Genomic DNA, 20751 nt, shown 5'->3' with positions numbered 1-20751 from the left:
AGCGGAAGCTCAGGCGCCAGGATCGGCCCGGTCAGAAGCGGCCATGAGGGCCCTGGCCAAAGCAGCGAACTCCTGCAGCGTCACGGTCTCGGCCCGGCGGGACGGCTCGATGCCGGCCTCGGCCAGAGCCCTGGCGATCCGATCGGGCGGATAGCCTTCGTCCCGCAGCGAGTTCGCCAGCGTCTTGCGGCGGTGGGCGAAGGCGGCCCGCACGGCCCGGACGAACCCCGCGTCATCCGCGACGGCCGCGGCCGGCGTCTTGCGCACGGTCAGGGAGACGACGGAGGACCCCACCTCCGGTCTCGGCCTGAAGCAACCGGCCGCCACGGGGAACGCGATCGCCACGTCGGCCGCAACCTGGGTGAGCACGGACAAGACCCCGTAGTCACGGGTCCCGGGCCCGGCCGCCAAACGGCGCGCGACCTCGGTCTGGAGCATCAGCACCAGGCGGTCGATCCGATCCCGCGCCTCAAGGAGCTTGAACAGCAGAGGCGTGGACACGTAGTAGGGCAGGTTGGCCACCACGACCGTCCCCTGGGGAATTCGATCGTAGGGGAAGTCCAGCGCATCGCCTATCCGCAGGTCCAGGTTCCGGCAGCCGCCCAGGGTCTCGTCGAGGTATCGGCCCAGCTTGGGGTCCAGCTCAATGGCGATCACCCGCTTGGCCCGCTCACAAAGGGCGCGCGTCAACACGCCGCGGCCCGGCCCGATCTCGATCACGGTCTCGTCCGGCCGGATGCCCGCCAGCACCACGATTTTTCTCGCAATGTTGGGATCGACGAGGAAGTGCTGCCCGAGACGCTTCAGCGGACGAGGGGGCGGTGCGGGAGACGGGCCGGCGCTCATACCTGACGCTGTTTCAACTCCTTCTCCAGCGACACCATGACGTTGCGGTAGAGCTCCACGTCGTCGGTCAGTTCCTCCAGCAGGTCGTTGGTGAAGGACGGGCCGGGGGTGGTGCTCTCCAACCTCCCGGCTTCCCTCGGCCCCAGGTGCTGCGCGAGCAACGCAACCGCCTGCCTCTTCCACCTCGCCAGCCGTTCTCCGGCGGCGACCGTGTTCAGGGTCTTCCGTCCCTGCTCCAGGATCGCGTCCAGCTCCCTGATCTGCGCCCGGATCACGTCGAGGGCCGGTTTGACCTGATCAGACATCTTCAACTCCTCTCGGCAATTCAACCTTCCGCCTTCAGCCGTTTGACGCGGGCCAGTCTCGCCGCCAGCTTGATCGCCTCGATCAAGCTGCCCGGATCGGCCACGCCCTTGCCGGCAATATCGAACGCCGTCCCGTGATCCACCGACGTCCTGATGATCGGCAATCCGACCGTCAGGTTCACGCAGGTGCCGAACGCCAGCAGTTTCAGCGGGATCAAGCCCTGGTCGTGGTACATGGCCACGACGGCGTCGTAGCCCCCTCGGACCGCCTTGCCGAAGAGGGTGTCGGCGGGCAGCGGATCACTGGCCCGAATCCCCGAGGTCCTGGCCCGTCTGGCCGCCGGGAGGATCACCCGGCGCTCTTCCTTGCCGAACAGCCCCGCCTCGCCGGCGTGCGGGTTCAAGGCCGCGACGCCGATCCTCGGCCGGGCGATCCCGAAGTATTCCCGCACGGCCCTGTCGGCCAGGCGGATCGCGCGCGCGACGCGCGCCGGCGTCAAGGCGTCGGGCAACTCGCGGATGGCCACGTGCGTCGTGACGAACATGATCTTGAGCGGACCGCCGAGGATCATCATCCCGACCTCCTTGCTCCCCGTCAAGTCCGCCAGCAGCTCCGTGTGCCCCGGATAGTCATGGCCGGCCAGGTTGATGGCCTCCTTGTTGATCGGCCCGGTGACGATCGCGTCAATGCAGCCGGCTTCAGCCAGCCGAACCGCTTTCACGACGAAGGCCACGGAGGCCGCGCCGGCCGTTCTGGAGACCGCCCCGACTTTGAATCGGCCGAGCGGCCGGTCGAGCGGATCCAGCAGGGCGAGTTCATTGCGGCGGCCGAGCAGCCGGTCATGCCCGGCGACACCGACGATCCGCAGCGGCAGGTGAAGCTGACGGACCGTCCGCTCCATCACCGGTCTGGAGCCGATGACGAGCGGCCGGCAGACCCGCCAGACCTCGGGCCTCGCCAGCGTCTTGGCGACCACCTCCGGCCCGATACCGGCCGGATCCCCCATGGTGAGCCCCAGGATCGGGAGCCGCTTACCAGCCGGCATGCCTGGCCCCGGGACAATCCTCCGGCTCCACGTGCACGATCACTTCTGCCACCCCTTCGAACCGGTCCTTGATGGCCTGCTCCACCTGATGGGCCAACTCGTGGGATTCGGCGACGGACATGTCCGCACGCACATGGACGGACAGATCCATGAAAATGTGATCCGGCAGCCCTCTCGTGCGGACCTCGTGGCAATCCAGCACGCCGTCATGCCCCAGGACCACCGTGCGGACGGCTTCCGGATCGAGCCGGGCCCGGTCGGTCAACGAATGGGAGACCTCCTTCAACACGGTCGCCGCCGTCCAGGCAATGACGCCCGCGATCGCCAACGACACGATCGGGTCCATCAGCGGATACCCGACCTTGACCGCGACCAGTCCGGCCAGCACGGAGCAGGACGTCAGGAGATCGCTGCCGGTGTGCTGGGAATCCGCCACCAGGATCTCGCTGCGCAGATCCCGTCCCCTGGTCCGCTCCCACCGCATGACGCCGTAGTTGACGGCCATCGTGACCGCCATCACGCCGAAGCTCAGACCCGTGACTTCCGGGTGCACGGATCCCAGCCAGTGGTCGTAGCTCCGCCACAGGAGGTAGAGGCACGTCGCGACCAGCATGCCGCCGATCGCGGCTGCGGCCAGCGTTTCGTATTTCTTGTGTCCGTACGGATGGTGCCGGTCCGGCGGCGCAGCCGCCAGCCAGAGCCCGAACAGGCCCACGACGTTCGACATCCCGTCGAACAGGGAGTGGAACCCGTCGGCCTGCATGCTGAGGGACGACGTGATGAGCCCGTACAGGAGCTTGGCCAGGGCCACCAGCAGGTTGAGAGCCAGAACCGCCCAGAGCACCCACCGGACTTCCCGGTCGCGCGCGTCTTTCGACGGGTTCGCCGACGCCTCGTGCGCGTATGACATGGCCCGACCAGCCGCCGCCTCCGGTCTATCTCGCAGCGAGATAGAGATAGGTCGTGAATCCGACGTACAGGGCGGCGCCCCCGCCGAGCAGCCAGGGACGCCAGTGCCCGCCCCAGAGCACTTGCAGGAAGTTGCCTCCGACCGCGACCAGGGCCAGCCCCATCGCGGCGAGGGCCGTGGAATTCAACATCCATTCGGTTCCCACGAGCCCCACCGACACGGGAAACGTCCCCTGGAAGACCATGGCCCCGGTCACGTTGCCGACCGCCAGGGTATCCTTGCGCTGGTAGAGCCACAGGAAGCTGTTGGACATCTCCGGCAGCTCCGTCGCCAGGGGCGCGATCAGGAGGGCCAGCAACAACGGCGACACATCCATTTCAACCGCCAGGGCCTTGGCCGCGGTGACGAACAGATGCGCCCCGCCGGCCAACCCGACCAGCCCGACCAGCCCCTGGAGGCCGATGGCCCCGTACGAGGGGGTCACCGACCGTCTGGCGAAAAACAGCGGATCCAGGCCCGGCTCCCCGTCGCGCGAGGCGGAAAACTTGCTCCTGACGTAGGCCAGGTACAGGACGATCAAGCCTCCCGCAACCAGATAGTGCAGGGCCTTGGTGGACAGGAAGGCGCAGCTCAGGGCCAATCCGTAAGCGATCAGGAAAAATTGAAGGTCCACCCGGATCTCCCGGTAGTCCAACTTGAACGATGCGGCGCGTTTGCCCATCCAGGCATAGAGCAGCAGCAGTCCGGCCAGAATCGGCAGGACGAGCGTGCTGAGCATGAACGGCGCGCCGAGGATCGCGCCCAATCCGACTTCCACGCGCTCCTGTCCGCTCCCGAAAAAGATCGCGATGACCGGGATCGAGGTTTCGGGCAGCGTGGTGCCGACCGCCGCGAAGATGCTCCCCACCGCCCCTTCGGGCACCTTCAGCCGCTTGCCCAGCCACTCGATCCCGTTCGTGAACAGGGCGCAGCCCCCCAGGGTAATCGCCACCGATGCGAGGAACAGCAGGACGTAGAGTAGAACTGTCACAACGAGGCTCTCCCGATCGGCTTTCGCCTTTTGCCGTTGGCCTTCCGCTTTCGGCCGAAATAGGCCACGAGGGCCTCCTCCATGATCTCGCGCACCGGTCGGCCGGTGCGCGCCGCCAGGCGCCGGCAGTCCTGGTATTCTGGTGCCGCCTTGGCGTTCCCGGATCCTGTCTCCGCCACCTTCACTCGAACCGGCCCCGCGGTGGTCTGCACCGTCTCGACCCGGCGGGGGAGCACGAGCCGCTGTACGTCCTGCAGCCGGACTCCCAGCGTCGTGGTCTCGCGCAGCATCACCACGGCCACGGCGTGGCTCTTGGATTGCGGGACCAGCGCGGACAGCACGATTCCGGGCCGTCCCTGCTTCATGATGACCGGGGTCAACGTCACGTCCAGCGCTCCGGCCGAGAACAAGCGCTCCATGACGACCTCGTATGTCTGTGGGTTCAGATCATCCACGTTCGTTTCGATCTGGACCACGGTCTCCGCCCCGTCCTGGAACGTCGTCGGGACCGGCTGGCCGAGGAAGACCCGGAGCACGTTGGGCCATCCGGGCGGGTCGGCCGTGCCGGCCCCGTACCCAACCGTCCCCGGACGCATCAGGGGAAGGGGCCCGAAGTCCCGGGCCAGGACGCCTAACAGCGCGAGCCCGGTCGGCGTCGTCAGCTCCCGAGCCGGGCCGGCACTGTAGACGGGGATGCCGCGAGCGAGCGCGGCCACCGCCGGACCCGGAGCCGGCAAACGGCCGTGTCGGGACTCGATCAGGCCGGCCCCCAGGTTCACCGGGGAGGCGGTGACGCGGTCCACGCCGAGGAGATGACAGCCCAGCAGGGCCCCCACCACGTCCACGAGCGAGTCGACCACCCCTATTTCGTGAAACTGGACGTCGGAGGGATTGACCCGATGGGCGGCTCCCTCGGCCCGCGCCAGCCGGTCGAACACTTCCAGGCTCAAGTCCTTGACCGGCGCGGGAAGGCGGCTCGCAGAGATCGTGCCGCGGATGCGTTTCAGAGAGAGGGGGGCGCGGAACCCGTCGCGCACCAGCACGTCCACTTTGGTCGCATGCAACGCCCCGCGCGTGACTTTCTTGGCGCGGAGGGCATAGTCCCCCGCCCGGAGTCCACGCAGTCCGCGGACCAGATCCTTCAAGGGAAGGCCCGCGTCCACGAGCGCGCCGAGGATCATGTCTCCGCTGACGCCGGAAAAACAGTCGAAATGCAGCCAGGTCACGGTCCGTTCCGCCTTTGCTATCGCACGTGCTCGGCGCTCATCTTAACGTAAGCGTTCTCCCGAGGGCAACGAGCCAGCCGATGGTTTTCCCCCGAACGCTTCACGTCCGACGTTTCACGTTTTACGTGCCTTCGTATTGACAGCCCGACAGCCCTATGCTATCCACAACGCGGCTGGAAGCCGGTGAGCCGAGGAGAGGGAGGCTCCAGCCTTTTACCGGAACATCGGTCAGACCACGGATTAACGAGTCACCGCCCTGCCAGTGCCATTCATCCTGCCCGTCAGAACCCTCAGCAACCCGCTGCCCCGTGCGGCATCCGTCGCCCTGCTGGCCTTGTGTCTGCTGAGCCAGAGCGACGCCGAGGCCGCCAAACGGCGGGCCGCTCCCCGACCAGAGCCGGACCTCCGAATCGTCTCGGTCACCACCTCGCACTCTTCCTACTCGCCCCAGGAAGGTCCTCTGGACTTCTCGATCGAAGTCGCGCTGCCCAAAGAACTCGACGGCGCGACGATCCTGGAAGTGTCCTCGCTCATCACCTCCCCCTCAAAGCGATCCCTGCGCTTCCTGTCGAGCCGCCAGCCGATCAGCGCCGACGCAGCGACCGGCCCGCTGCGCATGGGAATCACGCTGACGTGGGACGGAACGGACCAGAGCCGGCAACCGGCGGAAAGCGGGAAGTACCACTATGAGGTGCGGGCCAAGCTGCTGGCTGTCAGCGAGAAGGGAGCCAGGACCCAGATGGTCTCCTGGCCCAAGCGTGGAACGATCGACGTCAAATGACCGGTGAGAGGCACGGGGCACGGGGCGAGAGGGAAAGCATTCACCCGTCCCCACGAACCTCTAGCCCCTAGCCTCCTGCCCGCGGCGCTTCGCCGAGCAGATTGATCCGGTGGGCCAGGACGCCGGCCCCGAACCCGTTGTCGATGTTCATGACGCCGATTCCGGCCGCACAGGCGTTCAGCATGGTCAGCAAGGCCGCCAGACCGCCGAAGCTGGCCCCGTAGCCCCGGCTGGTGGGCACGGCGATGACCGGCCGGTCCACCAGGCCGCCGACGACGCTGGGCAACACCCCGTCCATCCCCGCGACGACGACGAGGGCTCGGGCGCGCAGCAAGCGGTCATGGCGGCGCAGCACACGGTGAATCCCGGCCACGCCGACGTCGTAGAGACATTCCACGCGGCTGCCCATCACCTCGGCCGTGACCCTCGCCTCCTCGGCGACCGGGATGTCGGCCGTCCCCGCGGTGACGATCAGGATGTCTCCCCTGGCGACCGGCTTCCGCTTTTGGATCACCACGGCCCGGGCCGCCTCCTCGTGGAGGGCCCGCGGATCCAGCCGGATCAGCGCGCGGGCCACCGCCGGCTCCACGCGGGTGGCCAGGAGCGTGCCGCCCTTGCGCAAGAGCCCCCGCGCGATGGCCACGACCTGAGCCCTGGTCTTCCCCTCGCAAAAGATGACCTCCGGGAATCCCTGCCGGATCGTCCGATGATGGTCGAGCGAGGCGAAGCCCAGATCCTCGTACGGAAGGGTGCGCAGCCGCTCCACGGTCTCTTCGACGTCGAGCTTGCCGCTTCTGAGATCCTTTAAAAGCTTCGTGAGACGACGACGATCCATCCGCTATTCCGGTTCGACGAGCCGCTACCCGCCTTCTTCGGATTTGGCCGAGCGCTCCATCAAATCCATCACGGCGCGGGCGCAGGGTTTTCCTTCGAACAGAACCGAACAGACCTCCTGCACGATGGGCATCTCCACTCCGTACTTGATGGCCAGCCCCTTCGCCGCTCTGGCGGTCCGGACCCCCTCGGCGACCGCGTGCATGTCGTTCAGAATCCCCGCCAGCGATTCTCCCTTGCCGAGCCGGACGCCCACCGTTCGGTTCCGGCTCAAGGCACCCGTGCAGGTCAGGACCAGATCCCCGATCCCCGACAAACCGTAGAAAGTTCGCAAATGGGCCCCCATCGCGGTGCCGAGCCGGACCATCTCGGCCAGGCCGCGCGTGATCAGTGCGGCCCGCGCATTGTGTCCGAGATCCAACCCATCCACGATGCCGGCGCCCAGCGCGACGACGTTCTTGAGGGCCCCGCCCAACTGGACGCCGAGCGGGTCGCTTCCCCTGTAGACCCGGAACAGGGGGGTCATCAGCAGGGGTTGGAGCCGGGCCACCAACTCCTCGTCCTCCCCCGCCAGGGTCACGGCGGTCGGTTGTCCCCGGCAGACCTCCGCGGCGAAGCTGGGGCCGGACAGGACGGCGAGTCGTTTCCGCATCGCGGCCGGAAGAATCTCCTCCATGACCTGCGTCATCACCTTGAGCGTCTCTTCTTCGATCCCCTTTGTGGCGCTGACCAGCGGCACGGGCCCGGATAACAGCGGCCCCAGTTGACGCAGCACGGATCGGGCTGCGTGCGACGGCACGGCAAAGACGAGCAACTCGGCGCCGCGCACCGCGCCGGCCAGCGAACCGGTCGCAGTCAGCGACGGAGGCAGGCTTACACCGGGGAGAAAGAGCGTATTCTCCCGCTTGTGGTTGACCGCCTCCACCACCTCCGGCTCATACGCCCAGAGGGAAACCTCCCCGCCCTTCCCGGCCAGGTGCCGGGCCAGGGTGGTGCCCCAGGCCCCGGCCCCGATCACCGCCGATTTCTGGTCTGCGCGCGCCATCAACGTCCCTGTCCCCCTGACGACTACAAAGGCGCCGGATTATAGAAACGCCTGGGAGAACGTGTCAAACGAGACGGGTTCGATTAAGACCGTACGACGAAAGAGGGGAGGCTCAGGCTGAAGCGCAGCCGGCAGGCTACGCGGCGCTCCGCAACCGCGAGAGGAGGTGCGACGCCATGCAGGGAAGCGGGACCACGCTGTCCACCCCTCCCAACTTGATCGCTTCTTTGGGCATGCCGAACACGACGCAGGTGCTTTCGTCCTGCGCCACCGTGTAGGCGCCGGCCTGCTTCATCGCGAGCAGCCCGCGCGCCCCGTCTCCCCCCATGCCGGTCAGGATCACCCCGACACTGTTGGCGCCGGCATACTCCGCCACCGAGTGGAACATCACGTCCACCGAGGGACGGTGCCGGTTCACCGGCGGGGCCTGGTTCAGCCTGACACGGTATCGCGCCCCGCTCCGGGACAACGTCATGTGGTAATTCCCCGGGGCAATGAGCGCATGGCCGGGAAGGACACTGTCGCCGTCCTCCGCCTCCCTGACCGAGATCCGGCAGAGGGCGTCGAGACGATTGGCAAAAGTCTTCGTGAACTTCTCCGGCATGTGCTGGGTGATCACGATCGGAGGCGTGTTCGGCGGCAGGACCTCCAGCAGTTCCCGAATCGCCTCGGTCCCGCCCGTCGAGGCCCCGATGGCGATGATCGTATCGGTCGTCTTGAGCATCGCGGATGAGGCGAGAGGCGTGGGGCGAGAGACGAGAGGTTGGGCTCCTCCCCTCGCCCCTTGCCCCTTGCCCCGAACCCGCGCAACTGCGGCGGCTTTGACCTTGGCGACGAGCTCCTGCGCCTGCTCTTCCATCCCGCTTCGCAGGCCGATCCGGGGCTTGGTGATGAAGTCCACCGCCCCGAGTTCCAGCGCGTGCAGCGTCGTCTGGCACCCGGCTTCGGTGAGGGAACTGACCATGACCACCGGCATCGGATGGCCGACCATGAGTTTCTCGAGAAACGTCAACCCATCCATCTTGGGCATCTCGACGTCCAACGTCAGCACGTCCGGGTTGAGCACCTTGATTTTCTCTCGGGCAAAATAGGGATCCTGGGCGGTCCCCACCACCTGGATCTCCGGATCCTGCGAGAGCAACTCGGTCAGGACTTGGCGCATCAGCGCCGAGTCGTCCACGATCAACACGCGAATCTTTGACATGAGCCCTCGTATCCTGCAATTCGTGAAGCGTATCTGGTCTCGCTCCGGACGAACAACGAGATACGGACCGCGCTTCACGCCTGTTCAGAACAACGCAACCTCGCCGTCCGCCCGACGCTGCTGCAAGGAGGCGTGATACCGTCGCTCCCTCTCCTCGATCGTCCGGTTCTTGACCCGCTTGATCCTCTTCAGCAAGACGCGGCCGGATTCCGTGAAGTAATAGACCTTCCTGGGATACACGTCGCGCAGGTCGGCCACGATCGGTTTCAGCCGTTCCCGTTCGAGATACTCGAGGACCCAGACGGCATTCCGAGCCCCCACGTCCAGGCTGCTGTCGTAGATCTTTCCGCCCCCGAACACCTTGACCTCCAGCCGATCACGGCCTCCGCCGCGCCGGAGGATCTCGTTGACGAGCAACTCCATCGCGTGACACCCGTACCGCGCCGATTCGCCCCAGGAGTTGACCCCGCCTTCGCAGGGAACCGGCAGCATGAAGTGGTTCATCCCGCCGATGCTCAACAGCGGATCACGGACACAGACCGATACGCACGAACCGAGCACCGTCTGGATGATCATCGGCTCCTGGCTCACGAAGTATTCTCCCGGCAGGATGCTCACGACCTCGTGCGGAAACCGGCCGTCGCGCACGCGGCGAATGTGGGGAAACTCCGCGATGCGTGATGGGTGATGGGTGATGAGCAATGCCATCGGCTTCACGCCCTCGTTTCTACACGTCACTCGTCACCTGTCATCCGTCACGTTTTCTGGTAGATCGTGGGGGCCACGGGGCGAAAGGGATGCTCCACCCACTGCAGGCTCTCGGAATGCCCGATGAAGAGGTATCCGCCCGGCCTCAGATAGCGATGGAACTTGGCCGCGAGCCGCTGCTGCGTGGCACGGTCGAAGTAGATCATCACGTTGCGACAGAAGATGACGTCCAGTTGGCTCTTGATCGGATAATGATCGTCCATCAGGTTGATCCTCCGGAACCGGACCAGATCGGAAAGATGCGGCTTCACCTTGACCGTGCCGGCGTGAGCCCCGCGGCCTTTGAGGAAATGGCGTCGGATCGTCCCGGGCGGCAGCTCGCGCACCCGCTCCGCCTCGTAAATCCCGGACGCTGCCTGTGCCAGGACGCGGGTCGAAAGGTCCGACGCCAGGATCTTGCAGTCCCATCGGAGCGGGGCTGCGATCCCGTCACAAAGCGTGATGGCGATCGAGTACGGCTCTTCCCCGGAAGAACAGGCCGAGGACCAGATGCGCACGCGTTTGGCCGTCTCGAGGGCCGGCAAAATGCGATCGCGCAGGAACTCCAGGTGCACCGGCTCGCGGAAGAAATCCGTCTTGTTCGTCGCCACGCAGTCCAGCATCTGCGTGAACTCGCCGCCCCGGTCCTCCAATACGTGCTCGTAGTAAGCCTGGAAGGTCTCGATCCCGAGGGCCCGGAGGCGTTTGGATAGCCGCGAGACCAGCAATGACCTCTTGCTCTGGCTGAGGTTGATCCCGCTCTCCCGATACACCAGCGAGCGAAACCGCTCGAATTCCTCGTCGGTGATCTGGTATTCCATCGTCTCGCTGGCCGTGCTTGCCATCGTCCACGCCCATTTCCGGCTCGGAGATCTTTCCCGATTCGGCAGCTCCCTCGCACCGGTTCCATCCGCTCGCGTGGACGAAGAACGAACCGCCTACGCTCTTTCCTCGCCCCCCAGGAGGTGAGGGCGAGGAAAGAGGGAGGGGGCGCTCTCCCCGTGCGTCCCCTTGGGAGGAAAGGAGACAGACGGGAGGGCAGTCCTAGAACTCCTCGAAGCCGTCCTTCACGTCGGCGTGGAGGGCTCCGTGGCCGTTGCCGTTGGCTTTGCCAGCCCCGACGGAGACCGGCTCCGCCTTCGGCTCGATCGGCCGCTTGGCCTGCTTCACCGCCGCCGGCTTGTGGCCGGATGGATGGACGGCGGCATGAGCGGCCGGCTTCGGCGCGGCGGTCGCTTGTCCCTTCGAAGCTCCCGCACGGAGCCCGCTCCCGGCCCCGTCGGAGACCTTGAAGAACTCCACCTGCTGCAGGAGCTCAGCCGCCTGCTGCTGCAAATTCTCCGAGGCCGAGGCGGACTCCTCGACGAGCGCCGCGTTCTGCTGGGTCGTCTCGTCCATCTGCATGACCGCCTTGTTGACCTGCTCGATCCCGCTCGCCTGTTCCTGCGAGGCCGCCGCGATCTCCGACACGATGTCGGTGACCCGTTTGACCGAGGCCACGATGTCCTCCAACGTCTTGCCGCAGCGATTCACGAGATCCGCGCCCTCCGTCACCTTTTGGACGGATTCGTTGATCAGCCCCTTGATCTCCTTGGCGGCCGTGGCGGAGCGCTGCGCCAGATTCCGCACCTCCGCCGCCACCACCGCGAACCCGCGTCCCTGCTCGCCGGCCCTGGCCGCTTCCACGGCGGCGTTGAGCGCCAGCAGGTTCGTTTGAAAGGCGATTTCGTCGATCACGCCGATGATGTCGGCGATCTTCTTCGAGGACTTGTTGATCTCGTCCATGGACGCCACCGCCTGCGCCACCACCTGACTGCCCTTTTCCGCCGTGTCGCGGGCGGCGATGCCGAGCTGGTTGGCCTGCTTGGCGTTGTCCGCGTTCTGCTTGACGGTGGAGGTCATCTCCTCCATGGCCGAGGAGGTCTCCTCCAGCGCCGAGGCCTGCTCGGAGGTGCGGTGCGAGAGGTCCTGGGTGCCGGCGCTGATCTGAGCCGAGGCCGACGAGACCTGCTCGGAACCGTGCCGCACCTCGCCCACCACCCGGGCGATGGCCTCCATCATCTGGTTGAACGCGGCCCCCATCGTCCCGATCTCGTCCTTGGTGTCGATCGAGACCCGCTTGGTGAGGTCGCCCTCTGCCGCCCGCTGAGCCACGTTGTTCACTTGAGCCAGCCCCTTCGCGATCATCCTGGCGATCACCCACCCCAGGAACAGGCCCAGCCCGATTCCGCCAACGATGATGCCGGTCAACAGCGCCTTCGAATCGGCGTAGACCCTGTTCGCCTCGTCGTACTTGCGCTGCGCGATCATCGTCTTGGTGTCCGCCAGCCTGTTGATCGCCTCCACCACGGCCTTGTACTTGGCCGCCCCTTCCCCCCTCATCGCCGCGGTGGCCCCGACTCGATCCCCCGCTTGCACCAGCTTGAGCACGGTGCCGTCGCGGACCTCTCGATACTCTCCCAGGGCCTTGGTGAAGTCGTCATAGGCCTTCTTGACCTCCTCGGACCTGATCGTTTGTTCAAAGGCCTGCGAACCCTCGTCAATCTGCTTCTTCAGTTCCTCGAGCTTGGCCAGGGCCTGAGTCCGATCCGCCGGGTCATCGGCCAGGACGGCCTGGACGACCCATGACCTGACTTGATGGACCATGCCTCGCACCTTGGTCAGGGTCATGAGCGGTTTCAACTGCACGGTGTAGATGTTCTCCGTGCTCTCGTTGATGCGGCCCATGTTCGTGAGGCCGGTATATCCCACGAAGGCCATGATGGCCCCGACGAGCGAAAACCCCAGCATCAGTTTGGCCATCGTCTTCATATTGCTGAACCAGGCAAACATTGCTCACCCTCCTTGGTTGATAGATGGTCAGTAAGTTGGGAACCAGACGAACAACATCAAATAGACGAGATAGGCGGTTGCCATGGCGCCGGTGAAGCTCCAGACCAGCAGCTTGCCCAGACGGCGGTGGCGCGACGTGCCCGCCGCCATGGCGCCGACGCTCCCGTATCGCAGCCGCGTGAGGCCCTGGTACAGGTTGTAGGCGCCGATCCCGATGGTTGCTACGGCCAGGAGCATGTGCGCCGAGAAGACCGGGACATAGAGGGTCCAGTACTGGGCCTCGGTCCCCCCGAACCGCTCGCGCCCGAAGAGCAATTGTTTGGTGACGTAGGCCACGAGCCAAATGCCGACGATCGTGCAGGCCCGGATCATCAAGCACGAATGGTAGGCCACGTCGTGCTGCTTGGCGGACCGCACGCCGGCGAGCGCCACCAGATAGGCCCCCGTGATGCTGAGCAGCACGCCGTACCAGAAGATCGCTTTGCCGTCCATGGTGACTTCCTCTCCTCCTTCCATCCTCTCTCCTTGAGGGAGGATGGTTGAGAAGGGTATGAGGTGCGTTTCACGCGCTCGCGGCGGCGGCCTCCGCCTGCGCCAGTTCGCCCAAGGACAGGACCCGGTCAATGTCCAGCAGCGTGATGAGCTTGTCACCGGACTTGGCGATGCTCTGGATGAAGTTGGTATCCACCTTGTCGCCGAACGCCGGCGGCGGCTGGACGTCCTTCGCGGCGATGTTCAGCACGTCCGACACCGCATCCACGATGACGCCCATGACGCGGTCACGGACGACGACGACCACGATCACGGTGAACATGGTGAGGTCCGCCTTCTCCATCCCGAACTTGGTCCGCAGATCCACGATCGGGACGATCGTGCCCCGTAGGTTCAACACTCCCTTGATGAAGTCCGGCGTATTCGGGATGCGCGTGACCGCCGTATAGCCCTTGATCTCCTGGACCCGAAGGATGTCCACGCCATAGCACTCATCCCCCAGGGTGAACGTCAGATACTGGCTCCCCTCCGAGGTTGCCCCTGCCTGCTGGTCCTGCTCGCCCGCCGCTGTTTCCAGTGCCGTTGCCATTGCGCCCTCCTTCTTTAAATGCCGCCGCTCGTTATTCGTGAAGCGTATCTCGTCGTTCGTGGGGAGTCGCTTTTCTTCACGCTTCACGCCGTTGTGCTTTGTCAATCAATCCGCTATAGTATTCTCGTGAATATTGATAGGCATCGAGACAGCCTGGCGAAATACTGCTACGACCTTTGCAAAGTCACGATTACCTTGGCGGTCTTGAATCCCATCGTAACCAAACCGTTCAGCCTCATTGAATTGCTTGTCGGCCTTCTTGTCGGTCTCTTGCGCTCCTGCTGGCTCTGTCCATCGGGAAGGGAGGGACATCATGACGCCGCTCACCTTGGCATTTCTCATTCTTGGGATATTGGCCGTCATCGGGCTGATCGCCGTGTGGGTGCACGATCATAAAAAGGTGTGACCTCCAGGTTTCACGTTAGGCCGCCACGGCAGCGCCGTGACGCGCCAGCTCGATGAGGCCCCGGACGTCCAGGATGAACGCGACGGTCCCGTCGCCCAGGATCGTGGCCCCCGCCATGCCGTCCACCTTTCGGAAGTTCTTCTCCAGGCTCTTGATGACCACCTGCTGCTGCCCCAGCAGCTCGTCCACCATGACCGCAACCCTCTCGCCTTCGGTCTCCAGGATCACCAGGATCGCGTGAGCGGGGTCTGTGGTGTCCGGCGCCACGCCGAAAATCTCGGCCAGCCGCATCACCGGGAGGTAGGCGCCGCGCACGTTCACCACCTCGCCCCGGCCGACGACCGCTTTGACGGCGGACGGTTGCGGCTGGATGGACTCGACGACCGAGAGGAGCGGCACGATGTACGATTCAGGCCCCACCCGCACGGTCAGCCCGTCAATGATGGCCAGGGTCAGGGGCAATTTGAGCGTAAAGGTCGTCCCTTTTCCGGTCTCGGTGCGAATGCTGACCGTTCCGCCCAAGGCCTCGATGTTCCGCTTGACGACGTCCATTCCGACCCCGCGGCCGGAGACGTCCGTAATCTTGTCGGCGGTCGAGAAGCCGGGCCGGAAGATGAGGGCCCAGACCTGCTCGTCCGTCAGTCTGTCCGCGTCGGCGATCAGGTCCTGCTGAAGCGCCTTGGCCAGAATTTTCTCCCGGTTCAGCCCGCGTCCGTCGTCCCTGACCGTGATACAGATGCTGCCGCCTTCGTGAAACGCGTTGAGCGTGATCGTGCCCTGCTCCGGCTTTCCGGCCGCGACCCGCTCCGCCGGCGGTTCCAATCCATGATCCGCTGAATTTCTGATCAAGTGCGTCAGCGGGTCTCCGATGGACTCGATCACGGTCTTATCCAACTCGGTCTCTTCGCCGGACATCACGAGTTGGATCTGCTTGGCGCTCTTCGCCGCCAAATCTCGGACCAGACGCGGGAAGCGGTTGAAGGCGGTGCCGATGGGCAGCATGCGGACCGCCATGACCCGCTCCTGGATCTCGCGGGTGTTCCGTTCGAGTTGGGCGAGGCGCTCCAGGAGCAACGGCAATTGGTTCGGCTCGAAGTGAGCCCCGAGATCGCTCAACATGGACTGGGTGATCACCAGTTCACCGACCAGGTTGATCAGCTTGTCAATCTTCTCCGTGTCCACCCGGATCGAACCGGTTTCGACCTTCTTGGCCGGGGCGACTTGCTCCAGCTTGCGCTGCCGTTCCAGGGCCCGGGCGATCTGCTGGGGTGTGGCGGCCTTTTGCTCCACCAGAATCTCGCCCAGCCGCTTCTGCTGGGAAAGGGCATGGTGCAGCGCGTCCCGGGAGATCACTCCCTCTTCGACCAGGATTTCACCGAGGGGTTTGGGATCGTGAAGCGTCGTGCGTGAAGCGTCGTGCGTTTCACGAGGGACGAGATACGCTTCACGAGAGACGCTGTTTTCCGTGATCGTCAGCACGCCGTCATCCCGCACGAACAGAAAGACATCTTCGATCTCTTGCCTCGGGCGGTCGGAGACCAACGTCAGGGTCCAGGATGGCGCGCATGCCATGGTGGCGAGGTCGTCGAGGGAGGGCAGGTGATCCAGATCTCCCGCCGGGGACGTGAGAGCGCCAAGGCTTCGGAGTTCACGAAGAATGAGGCTTGGATCAATCCCCCGCTGAAAGACCGTGGGGGACGGCGCCCAGGTGATGGCGTAGCGGCGCAGACTCGGCGCGGGGCAAGAGGTCGAATTGTCTTGCCCAGTGCCTCGGGCCTCGGACCTCGCGCCTGTGGCCTCACCAGTGACACGGGCTCGCAGCCGTTCGCCCAGAGGGCCGACGACGGCCTCGTCGGGCGTTCCATTCGTCCTGGCGGCCTCCAGCAGTCCCTTCAGCGCGTCCGCGGCTTCCAGCAGCAGATCGATGAGGGGCTTGTCGGCTTCCATCTGCCCATTGCGCAGCGCATCGAGGAGGTTCTCCAACTTGTGCGTGAACTCCCCGACTGCCGTGAACCCGAACATGCCGGCATTGCCCTTGATGGAGTGCGCCGCCCGGAAGATGCGATTGAGCAGATCGAGATCGCCCGGTTGCCGCTCGAGCTGCAGCAGCCCCTCCTCCATGGTGGCCACGTGCTCGGCGCTCTCCTCGAAGAAGGCCGTTTGGAATTTCGACAGGTCCAGGCTCATAACCACCTCGCGATCAGTGATGGGTGACCGGTGATGACTGGGAGAGACGTCGGTCTCCTACTGGCTCATCACCCATCACCCTTTACCCCTCACCGTCTTTACACCGGCATCACTTTGGCGATCACCTTCAGCATCTGCTCGGGGTTAAACGGCTTGACGATCCATCCGGTGGCTCCGGCCGTCTGCCCCTCCTTCTTCTTGGTCTCGTCCGACTCCGTCGTGAGCATGAGGATGGGCGTCAACTTGAGCGGCGGCATGGCTCGGACGGCCTTGATCAAGGAAATCCCGTCCATCTTGGGCATGTTGAGGTCCGTGATCACCAGATTCGGCCTGGCTCCGCCGTTCAACTTGCCGACCGCCTCCTGGCCGTCTCCGGCTTCGATCACCTCGAAGCCGGCGCTGGTGAGCGTGAAGCTGACCATTTGCCGCATGGTCACGGAGTCATCCACCACGAGAATCTGCTTGCCCATTATCAACCTCCGAAAGAGAGCGAATAGCGAATGGCTGATAGCTCCGATCTGTGTTCTGCCCACCGTTCGCTGCCAGCCGCTCGCTGCTGGCCATCAGAAGAGCGTCACGTTGTCGCTCGACGCGACACCGGCTCCAGCCGCCTCCGAAGCGTCGCGGCTCCTCACCGCGCGCGCCACGGTCCGCTCCGCTTCCATCGTGTACGTACGATCGAGCGCGCGCAGCTCCCGGAGGGTCTCACGGAACGGCGGGGAAAGCTCCTCCTCGGAATCCGCCAGTTGCTTCATGCAATCGTGCACGCGGGCCAGCGGAGCGGTGACGTGCTCGATCTTCTGCCTCGTCATGTCCTGGAATTGCATGGACATCACGACCTGCGAGATGTCGCTGACGAGCTCGCCCGCTTGGCCATCGGCGAGTCGAATCCTGGCGTGCAAATCGGCGTTCCGTTGAACCACGGTGCGCGTCCGCTCTTCCACCCGCGCCTTGGCCGCCAGCGTTGCGCTCACGTCCACCGACGCCAGCGCGGCCAATTCCTTGATGGCCCGCCCCGTGCTGTCCTGCACGGTGTTGATCAGCTTGCGGATGTTCGTCACGGCGACGCCCGACCGGTTCGCCAGCTTGGCGACTTCATCGGCCACGACCGAAAAGCCGCGTCCGTGTTCTCCTGCCCGCGCCGCTTCGATTGCCGCATTCAGCGCGAGCAGGCGCGTTTGATCCGCGATGAACTCCACCTCTCCGAGAATCCCGGCGATGGCTTTGGTGTTGGCGTCCACTTCGTCCATGACCGCCACGACGCCCATGGTCACCCGGGCGGTCTTTTGGACGTCCTGGACGAACTGGTGGAGCGTGCGGTCGATCTCCTGGAGGATCCCTTCCACCGTCGCCGAGTCCCCCTCACGTTGGTGGCCAGTCCCGGCCAACAGGTGTTCCGCCTGGTCGGCTTGCTCCTTCGCCCGTTGCGAAATCCGTTGAAACCTGGCGCAGAGCTCCAGGGCGGCCGACTCCGTTTGAGTGACGATCGAGTTGAGCTGGGCGACCAGAACGGGCAGCAGAGGCGCCACGGCGCCGGCAAACTCTTCCCATTCCGCACAGCGCACCGCCATCCGCGCCTTGCCGGTTTCGGCTTCCGCGAGCGCCCGTTCCAGGTTCCTCTGCCGGACCCACCACCGCCCCCACAAGACCGCCCCGCCGGCGACCAGGAGCAGATCGGGCAGCCACCACCACAACGTCCTCATGGGTTTCCTTTCCGACGATCCAAGCGCGGCGGCCGATGCGAGTGCCAATAAAAAAGGCGCAACCGGCGCTTCCCCACGCAGGGAAGACATCCTGATTGCGCCTTCAACTTGCAGGCCTGGTATCCTGCCCGTTAAGACGACCGCTCACCCGTCCGGTGCGCGGCTTGAATGGTCTTGTCCACTTATCGGTCTAGCACTGGGAAACTTGAGGCGCCTCGTTCGCTTCTTTCTTCAAGAGGCCCGTGAGCGTCTTCCGCAAATCGCCCAGATCCTTGGACTTGAATGCGCTCTTGGTCTGCACCAACACCTCGACCGTCCGGCGTAGGGCCGCCTCGTACTCGGCCACCTTCGAGCACCGGACGAGCGCGCACACGTCCACGTTTCGTTGACCGGGCCACTCAGGCTTCGCCGTCTCGAGCACAATCTTGAGGCTCGCCGCAATCTGGCCGAAGAGCAGCCGGGTCCGTTCGAGCACAGATCCCGTCTGCCAGGCGTCCCTGGTCCCGGCATCCGGACTCTCGGAGGCAATGAGCGATTTCTCCAATCGGTCCATCGCTTCGTCCCAGATCCGGATCTCTTCGCGGACCTTGCGCAGAGATCGCAAAATCCGGCCTTTCCCGACGGCTCGGCCGACGCTTTCGATCAGCGCGGCGCCCTCCACGGGCTTGATGAGGTAATCCACCACGGAAAGACGGACCGCCTCCACGGCGGTTCCGACGGACGGATAGCTCGTGATCACGATGACGGGGACCGGAGGCGCGCCGCCCTGGCAGGCTTGAAGATACGTCAGCGAGTTATTGTCCGGCATGTGGATGTCGGTGATGAGGAGGTCGTAAGCGCGGGTAGCCAGGGCTTGGAGGGCTTCCCGGGCAGTGCCGACACAATCGCAGCGATAGCCCGCACGGTGCAGCAATTCCGTCATGAACTGGCGAACCTGCTCCACGTCCTCCGCGATCAAAATGCGGCCGACGTGGCAAGAGGGTGTCACGGCCGCCCCGCCGGCGATTCCGTCGAATTGCACGTCTGGGGCGCAGCACTCAGCCACCATACCCGGACCTCCCGGCAACGCTGGAATAATCGCCCACGATCTCAATACTTGGCCATGATGTACGCGGTTCCGTTCCTCAAAACTGCGCGCCATTCGTCTTCGAGTTTGCCGTCGCACTGCGGATCGCATTCCTTGACGGCTTTGACGAGACTCTCAACCCAGTACTTGTAGAGCAAGGGGTCGATGTTCAGCTTCTGACGGCCATGGCTCTGGCCGATGCGATCCAGTCCTTGGGTCCCGACGGGATTGTGGTCGTGGTGCATCAGCACCATGTTCAAACCGGCTCGCAGCAACTGTTTCTGCCTCGTGAAGTCGGTATTGCGGAACATCGGCGCGATTGCGGGATGACTGGCCAGGAAGATCTCATAAAACCGATCGATGAAGTTCGGGTTGATGCAGCAGCGACCGAAGCTGTCCTTCACAGGCGACATCGTGACAGCGGGCATCAAGGCACCTCCTCCTTAAGGTTGACGGACGAATGATGTGTGGCTCGGCGGGCACGAACCGCATGAGCCGGTCTCACCCACCAGAGCGCGTTCGATCCGGGAAACCGGACCTGAACGCGCCCATGCATACGTTGGACTGTATCGGCGAATAACGGAGAGACTTGATACGTGGCCACACCCGATCGCACAGGGTGTCTCTACGTTATAGCCTTCTTGCCCTGCGGCACCGATTGTTCTGTCAGGGAAATTGTGGTATTTCCACCCGATGTTTCCCTCGTCCCATCCTTCATCATCCGATGCTCCCCCCTTGGAGTTTATCCGAAGTTCCTTGGGTCAGCTCATGGACTCCGTCAGGGCCCTGCTCCACCCAACGGTCTACGAAAAACTGTTGCGCCAAATCGGTGCGAGTATGGGGGAACAGGCGGTCCGCCTCTGTGCGGAGCCCCCCAAACCAGGCACGCCATTCTCCAGGGAGGACTATGTTCGCTGCATCGAGAGCTTGGGGCGCCGCTGGGGGTGGGAATGCTCGCTGAAGGAGGCGACCGCAGACGCGGTCACATTCCGGATTCCGGTCTGCCCGTTCGGAGCGCGGGCGAACGGCGACCCCAACGTCTGCCTGGTGGAATCGGGCATTCTGGGCGGGATCGCGGGGAACCGGTTCGGACCGAGCAAGGTCGCCGTTCACCGCGGCGAGGGCGCCCCGCCCGGACAGTGCGAGATCGTCGTCTACCTGGGCAGGACCACGCGCAGCCTGGCGGTGAATGGAGCCGTGTACCCCGAAGCATTGGGCTCGCCTGAGGAGCTGATTCCGGAGACGGAGCGCGAACCTTCGCTCGCGAAGCTCTCGCAACGCGAGCGCCAGATCCTCAGGCTCGTCGGAGAGGGGTTGTCGAACAAGGACATCGCGTCGGCTCTGCGCCTCAGCGTGCGGACCGTCGAGGGCCATATCAACCGGCTCCGCTCCAAGTTGACCGTGCGCGGGAGGACGGACCTCATCCGGCTTGCGCTGCGCAGCAAGCTCGCCTCCCTGTAGCGCGTGTCACGACCGATGTCGTGCTTTCCCATCCTGAAGAT

Annotated in this window: 22 protein-coding genes; 2 read left to right on the top strand and 20 right to left on the bottom strand. The window is 64.8% G+C overall.

Translation table 11 applies throughout. The annotated features are described in order from the left end of the window. Positions 1 to 9: 9 nt before the first annotated feature. The 6 genes from rsmA to larC are packed head-to-tail and all read right to left on the bottom strand — an operon-like array spanning position 10 to position 5363. On the bottom strand, positions 10 to 846 hold the full coding sequence (gene rsmA / locus AB1411_04945) for a 16S rRNA (adenine(1518)-N(6)/adenine(1519)-N(6))-dimethyltransferase RsmA (GenBank protein ID MEW6542942.1): 837 nt from the start codon (positions 844 to 846) through the stop codon (positions 10 to 12). Beyond that, positions 843 to 1151 carry a hypothetical protein gene (locus AB1411_04940; GenBank protein MEW6542941.1) on the bottom strand — a complete coding sequence of 103 codons (309 nt, stop codon included), beginning with the start codon at positions 1149 to 1151 and terminating at the stop codon, positions 843 to 845. The genes rsmA and AB1411_04940 overlap by 4 nt, the downstream gene beginning before the upstream one ends. Positions 1152 to 1171: 20 nt before the next feature. Continuing rightward, positions 1172 to 2197 (bottom strand): 4-hydroxythreonine-4-phosphate dehydrogenase PdxA, encoded by a 1026-nt coding sequence (pdxA, locus tag AB1411_04935; protein MEW6542940.1) that lies wholly within the window; start codon positions 2195 to 2197, stop codon positions 1172 to 1174. Further along, complete coding sequence (locus AB1411_04930) at positions 2184 to 3107, bottom strand: cation diffusion facilitator family transporter (protein ID MEW6542939.1); 924 nt, start codon at positions 3105 to 3107, stop codon at positions 2184 to 2186. Before AB1411_04930 ends, pdxA begins: the two co-directional genes overlap by 14 nt. Positions 3108 to 3132: 25 nt before the next feature. After that, a complete protein-coding gene (locus AB1411_04925; protein MEW6542938.1) occupies positions 3133 to 4137 on the bottom strand; it encodes a sodium:calcium antiporter in 1005 nt (334 codons plus the stop codon). After that, the gene (larC, locus tag AB1411_04920; GenBank protein ID MEW6542937.1) at positions 4134 to 5363 is read right to left on the bottom strand and encodes a nickel pincer cofactor biosynthesis protein LarC; all 1230 of its coding nucleotides are present in this window, start codon (positions 5361 to 5363) and stop codon (positions 4134 to 4136) included. The genes AB1411_04925 and larC overlap by 4 nt, the downstream gene beginning before the upstream one ends. Positions 5364 to 5625: 262 nt before the next feature. On the opposite strand from larC, the gene AB1411_04915 reads away from it, so the two are divergent. Next, positions 5626 to 6144, top strand: coding sequence for a hypothetical protein (locus AB1411_04915; protein MEW6542936.1), 519 nt, complete (start codon positions 5626 to 5628; stop codon positions 6142 to 6144). A gap of 67 nt (positions 6145 to 6211) precedes the next feature. Here the strand turns inward: AB1411_04915 and larB are convergent, their stop codons facing one another. From larB to AB1411_04845, 14 genes are all read right to left on the bottom strand, one after another. Continuing rightward, on the bottom strand, positions 6212 to 6979 hold the full coding sequence (larB, locus tag AB1411_04910; protein MEW6542935.1) for a nickel pincer cofactor biosynthesis protein LarB: 768 nt from the start codon (positions 6977 to 6979) through the stop codon (positions 6212 to 6214). Between the two features lie 24 nt (positions 6980 to 7003). Then, positions 7004 to 8023 (bottom strand): NAD(P)H-dependent glycerol-3-phosphate dehydrogenase, encoded by a 1020-nt coding sequence (locus tag AB1411_04905; protein MEW6542934.1) that lies wholly within the window; start codon positions 8021 to 8023, stop codon positions 7004 to 7006. 136 nt (positions 8024 to 8159) lie between these two features. Then, positions 8160 to 9227 (bottom strand): chemotaxis response regulator protein-glutamate methylesterase, encoded by a 1068-nt coding sequence (locus AB1411_04900; protein ID MEW6542933.1) that lies wholly within the window; start codon positions 9225 to 9227, stop codon positions 8160 to 8162. Between the two features lie 84 nt (positions 9228 to 9311). Further along, complete coding sequence (gene cheD / locus AB1411_04895; GenBank protein MEW6542932.1) at positions 9312 to 9935, bottom strand: chemoreceptor glutamine deamidase CheD; 624 nt, start codon at positions 9933 to 9935, stop codon at positions 9312 to 9314. Between the two features lie 47 nt (positions 9936 to 9982). Beyond that, positions 9983 to 10819 (bottom strand): protein-glutamate O-methyltransferase CheR, encoded by an 837-nt coding sequence (locus tag AB1411_04890; GenBank protein MEW6542931.1) that lies wholly within the window; start codon positions 10817 to 10819, stop codon positions 9983 to 9985. Between the two features lie 199 nt (positions 10820 to 11018). Further along, entirely contained in the window at positions 11019 to 12806 is a 1788-nt protein-coding gene (locus tag AB1411_04885) for a methyl-accepting chemotaxis protein (GenBank protein ID MEW6542930.1), read from the bottom strand. 27 nt (positions 12807 to 12833) lie between these two features. After that, positions 12834 to 13322 carry a DUF420 domain-containing protein gene (locus tag AB1411_04880; GenBank protein MEW6542929.1) on the bottom strand — a complete coding sequence of 163 codons (489 nt, stop codon included), beginning with the start codon at positions 13320 to 13322 and terminating at the stop codon, positions 12834 to 12836. Between the two features lie 46 nt (positions 13323 to 13368). Further along, a complete protein-coding gene (locus tag AB1411_04875) occupies positions 13369 to 13887 on the bottom strand; it encodes a chemotaxis protein CheW (GenBank protein ID MEW6542928.1) in 519 nt (172 codons plus the stop codon). A 105-nt stretch (positions 13888 to 13992) separates the two neighbouring features. Next, the gene (locus AB1411_04870) at positions 13993 to 14250 is read right to left on the bottom strand and encodes a hypothetical protein (GenBank protein MEW6542927.1); all 258 of its coding nucleotides are present in this window, start codon (positions 14248 to 14250) and stop codon (positions 13993 to 13995) included. A 58-nt stretch (positions 14251 to 14308) separates the two neighbouring features. Beyond that, entirely contained in the window at positions 14309 to 16480 is a 2172-nt protein-coding gene (locus AB1411_04865) for a chemotaxis protein CheA (GenBank protein MEW6542926.1), read from the bottom strand. Positions 16481 to 16578: 98 nt separating this feature from the next. Next, positions 16579 to 16950, bottom strand: a complete 372-nt coding sequence (locus AB1411_04860) for a response regulator (protein MEW6542925.1) — start codon at positions 16948 to 16950, stop codon at positions 16579 to 16581. A gap of 93 nt (positions 16951 to 17043) precedes the next feature. After that, positions 17044 to 18183: a methyl-accepting chemotaxis protein gene (locus tag AB1411_04855; protein MEW6542924.1), complete on the bottom strand. Its 1140-nt coding sequence runs from the start codon at positions 18181 to 18183 to the stop codon at positions 17044 to 17046. 190 nt (positions 18184 to 18373) lie between these two features. Further along, positions 18374 to 19231 (bottom strand): response regulator, encoded by an 858-nt coding sequence (locus tag AB1411_04850; protein MEW6542923.1) that lies wholly within the window; start codon positions 19229 to 19231, stop codon positions 18374 to 18376. A gap of 41 nt (positions 19232 to 19272) precedes the next feature. After that, the gene (locus AB1411_04845) at positions 19273 to 19677 is read right to left on the bottom strand and encodes a globin (GenBank protein ID MEW6542922.1); all 405 of its coding nucleotides are present in this window, start codon (positions 19675 to 19677) and stop codon (positions 19273 to 19275) included. Between the two features lie 340 nt (positions 19678 to 20017). Here AB1411_04845 and AB1411_04840 point away from each other — a divergent pair, with 340 nt between their 5' ends. Next, positions 20018 to 20710 (top strand): response regulator transcription factor, encoded by a 693-nt coding sequence (locus AB1411_04840; GenBank protein ID MEW6542921.1) that lies wholly within the window; start codon positions 20018 to 20020, stop codon positions 20708 to 20710. Positions 20711 to 20751: the final 41 nt, after the last annotated feature.

The sequence above is a fragment of the Nitrospirota bacterium genome (assembly GCA_040757595.1).
In the GTDB taxonomy this organism is placed as follows: Bacteria; Nitrospirota; Nitrospiria; order Nitrospirales; family Nitrospiraceae; genus JBFLWP01.
This window is presented reverse-complemented; position numbering and strand designations above follow the sequence as displayed.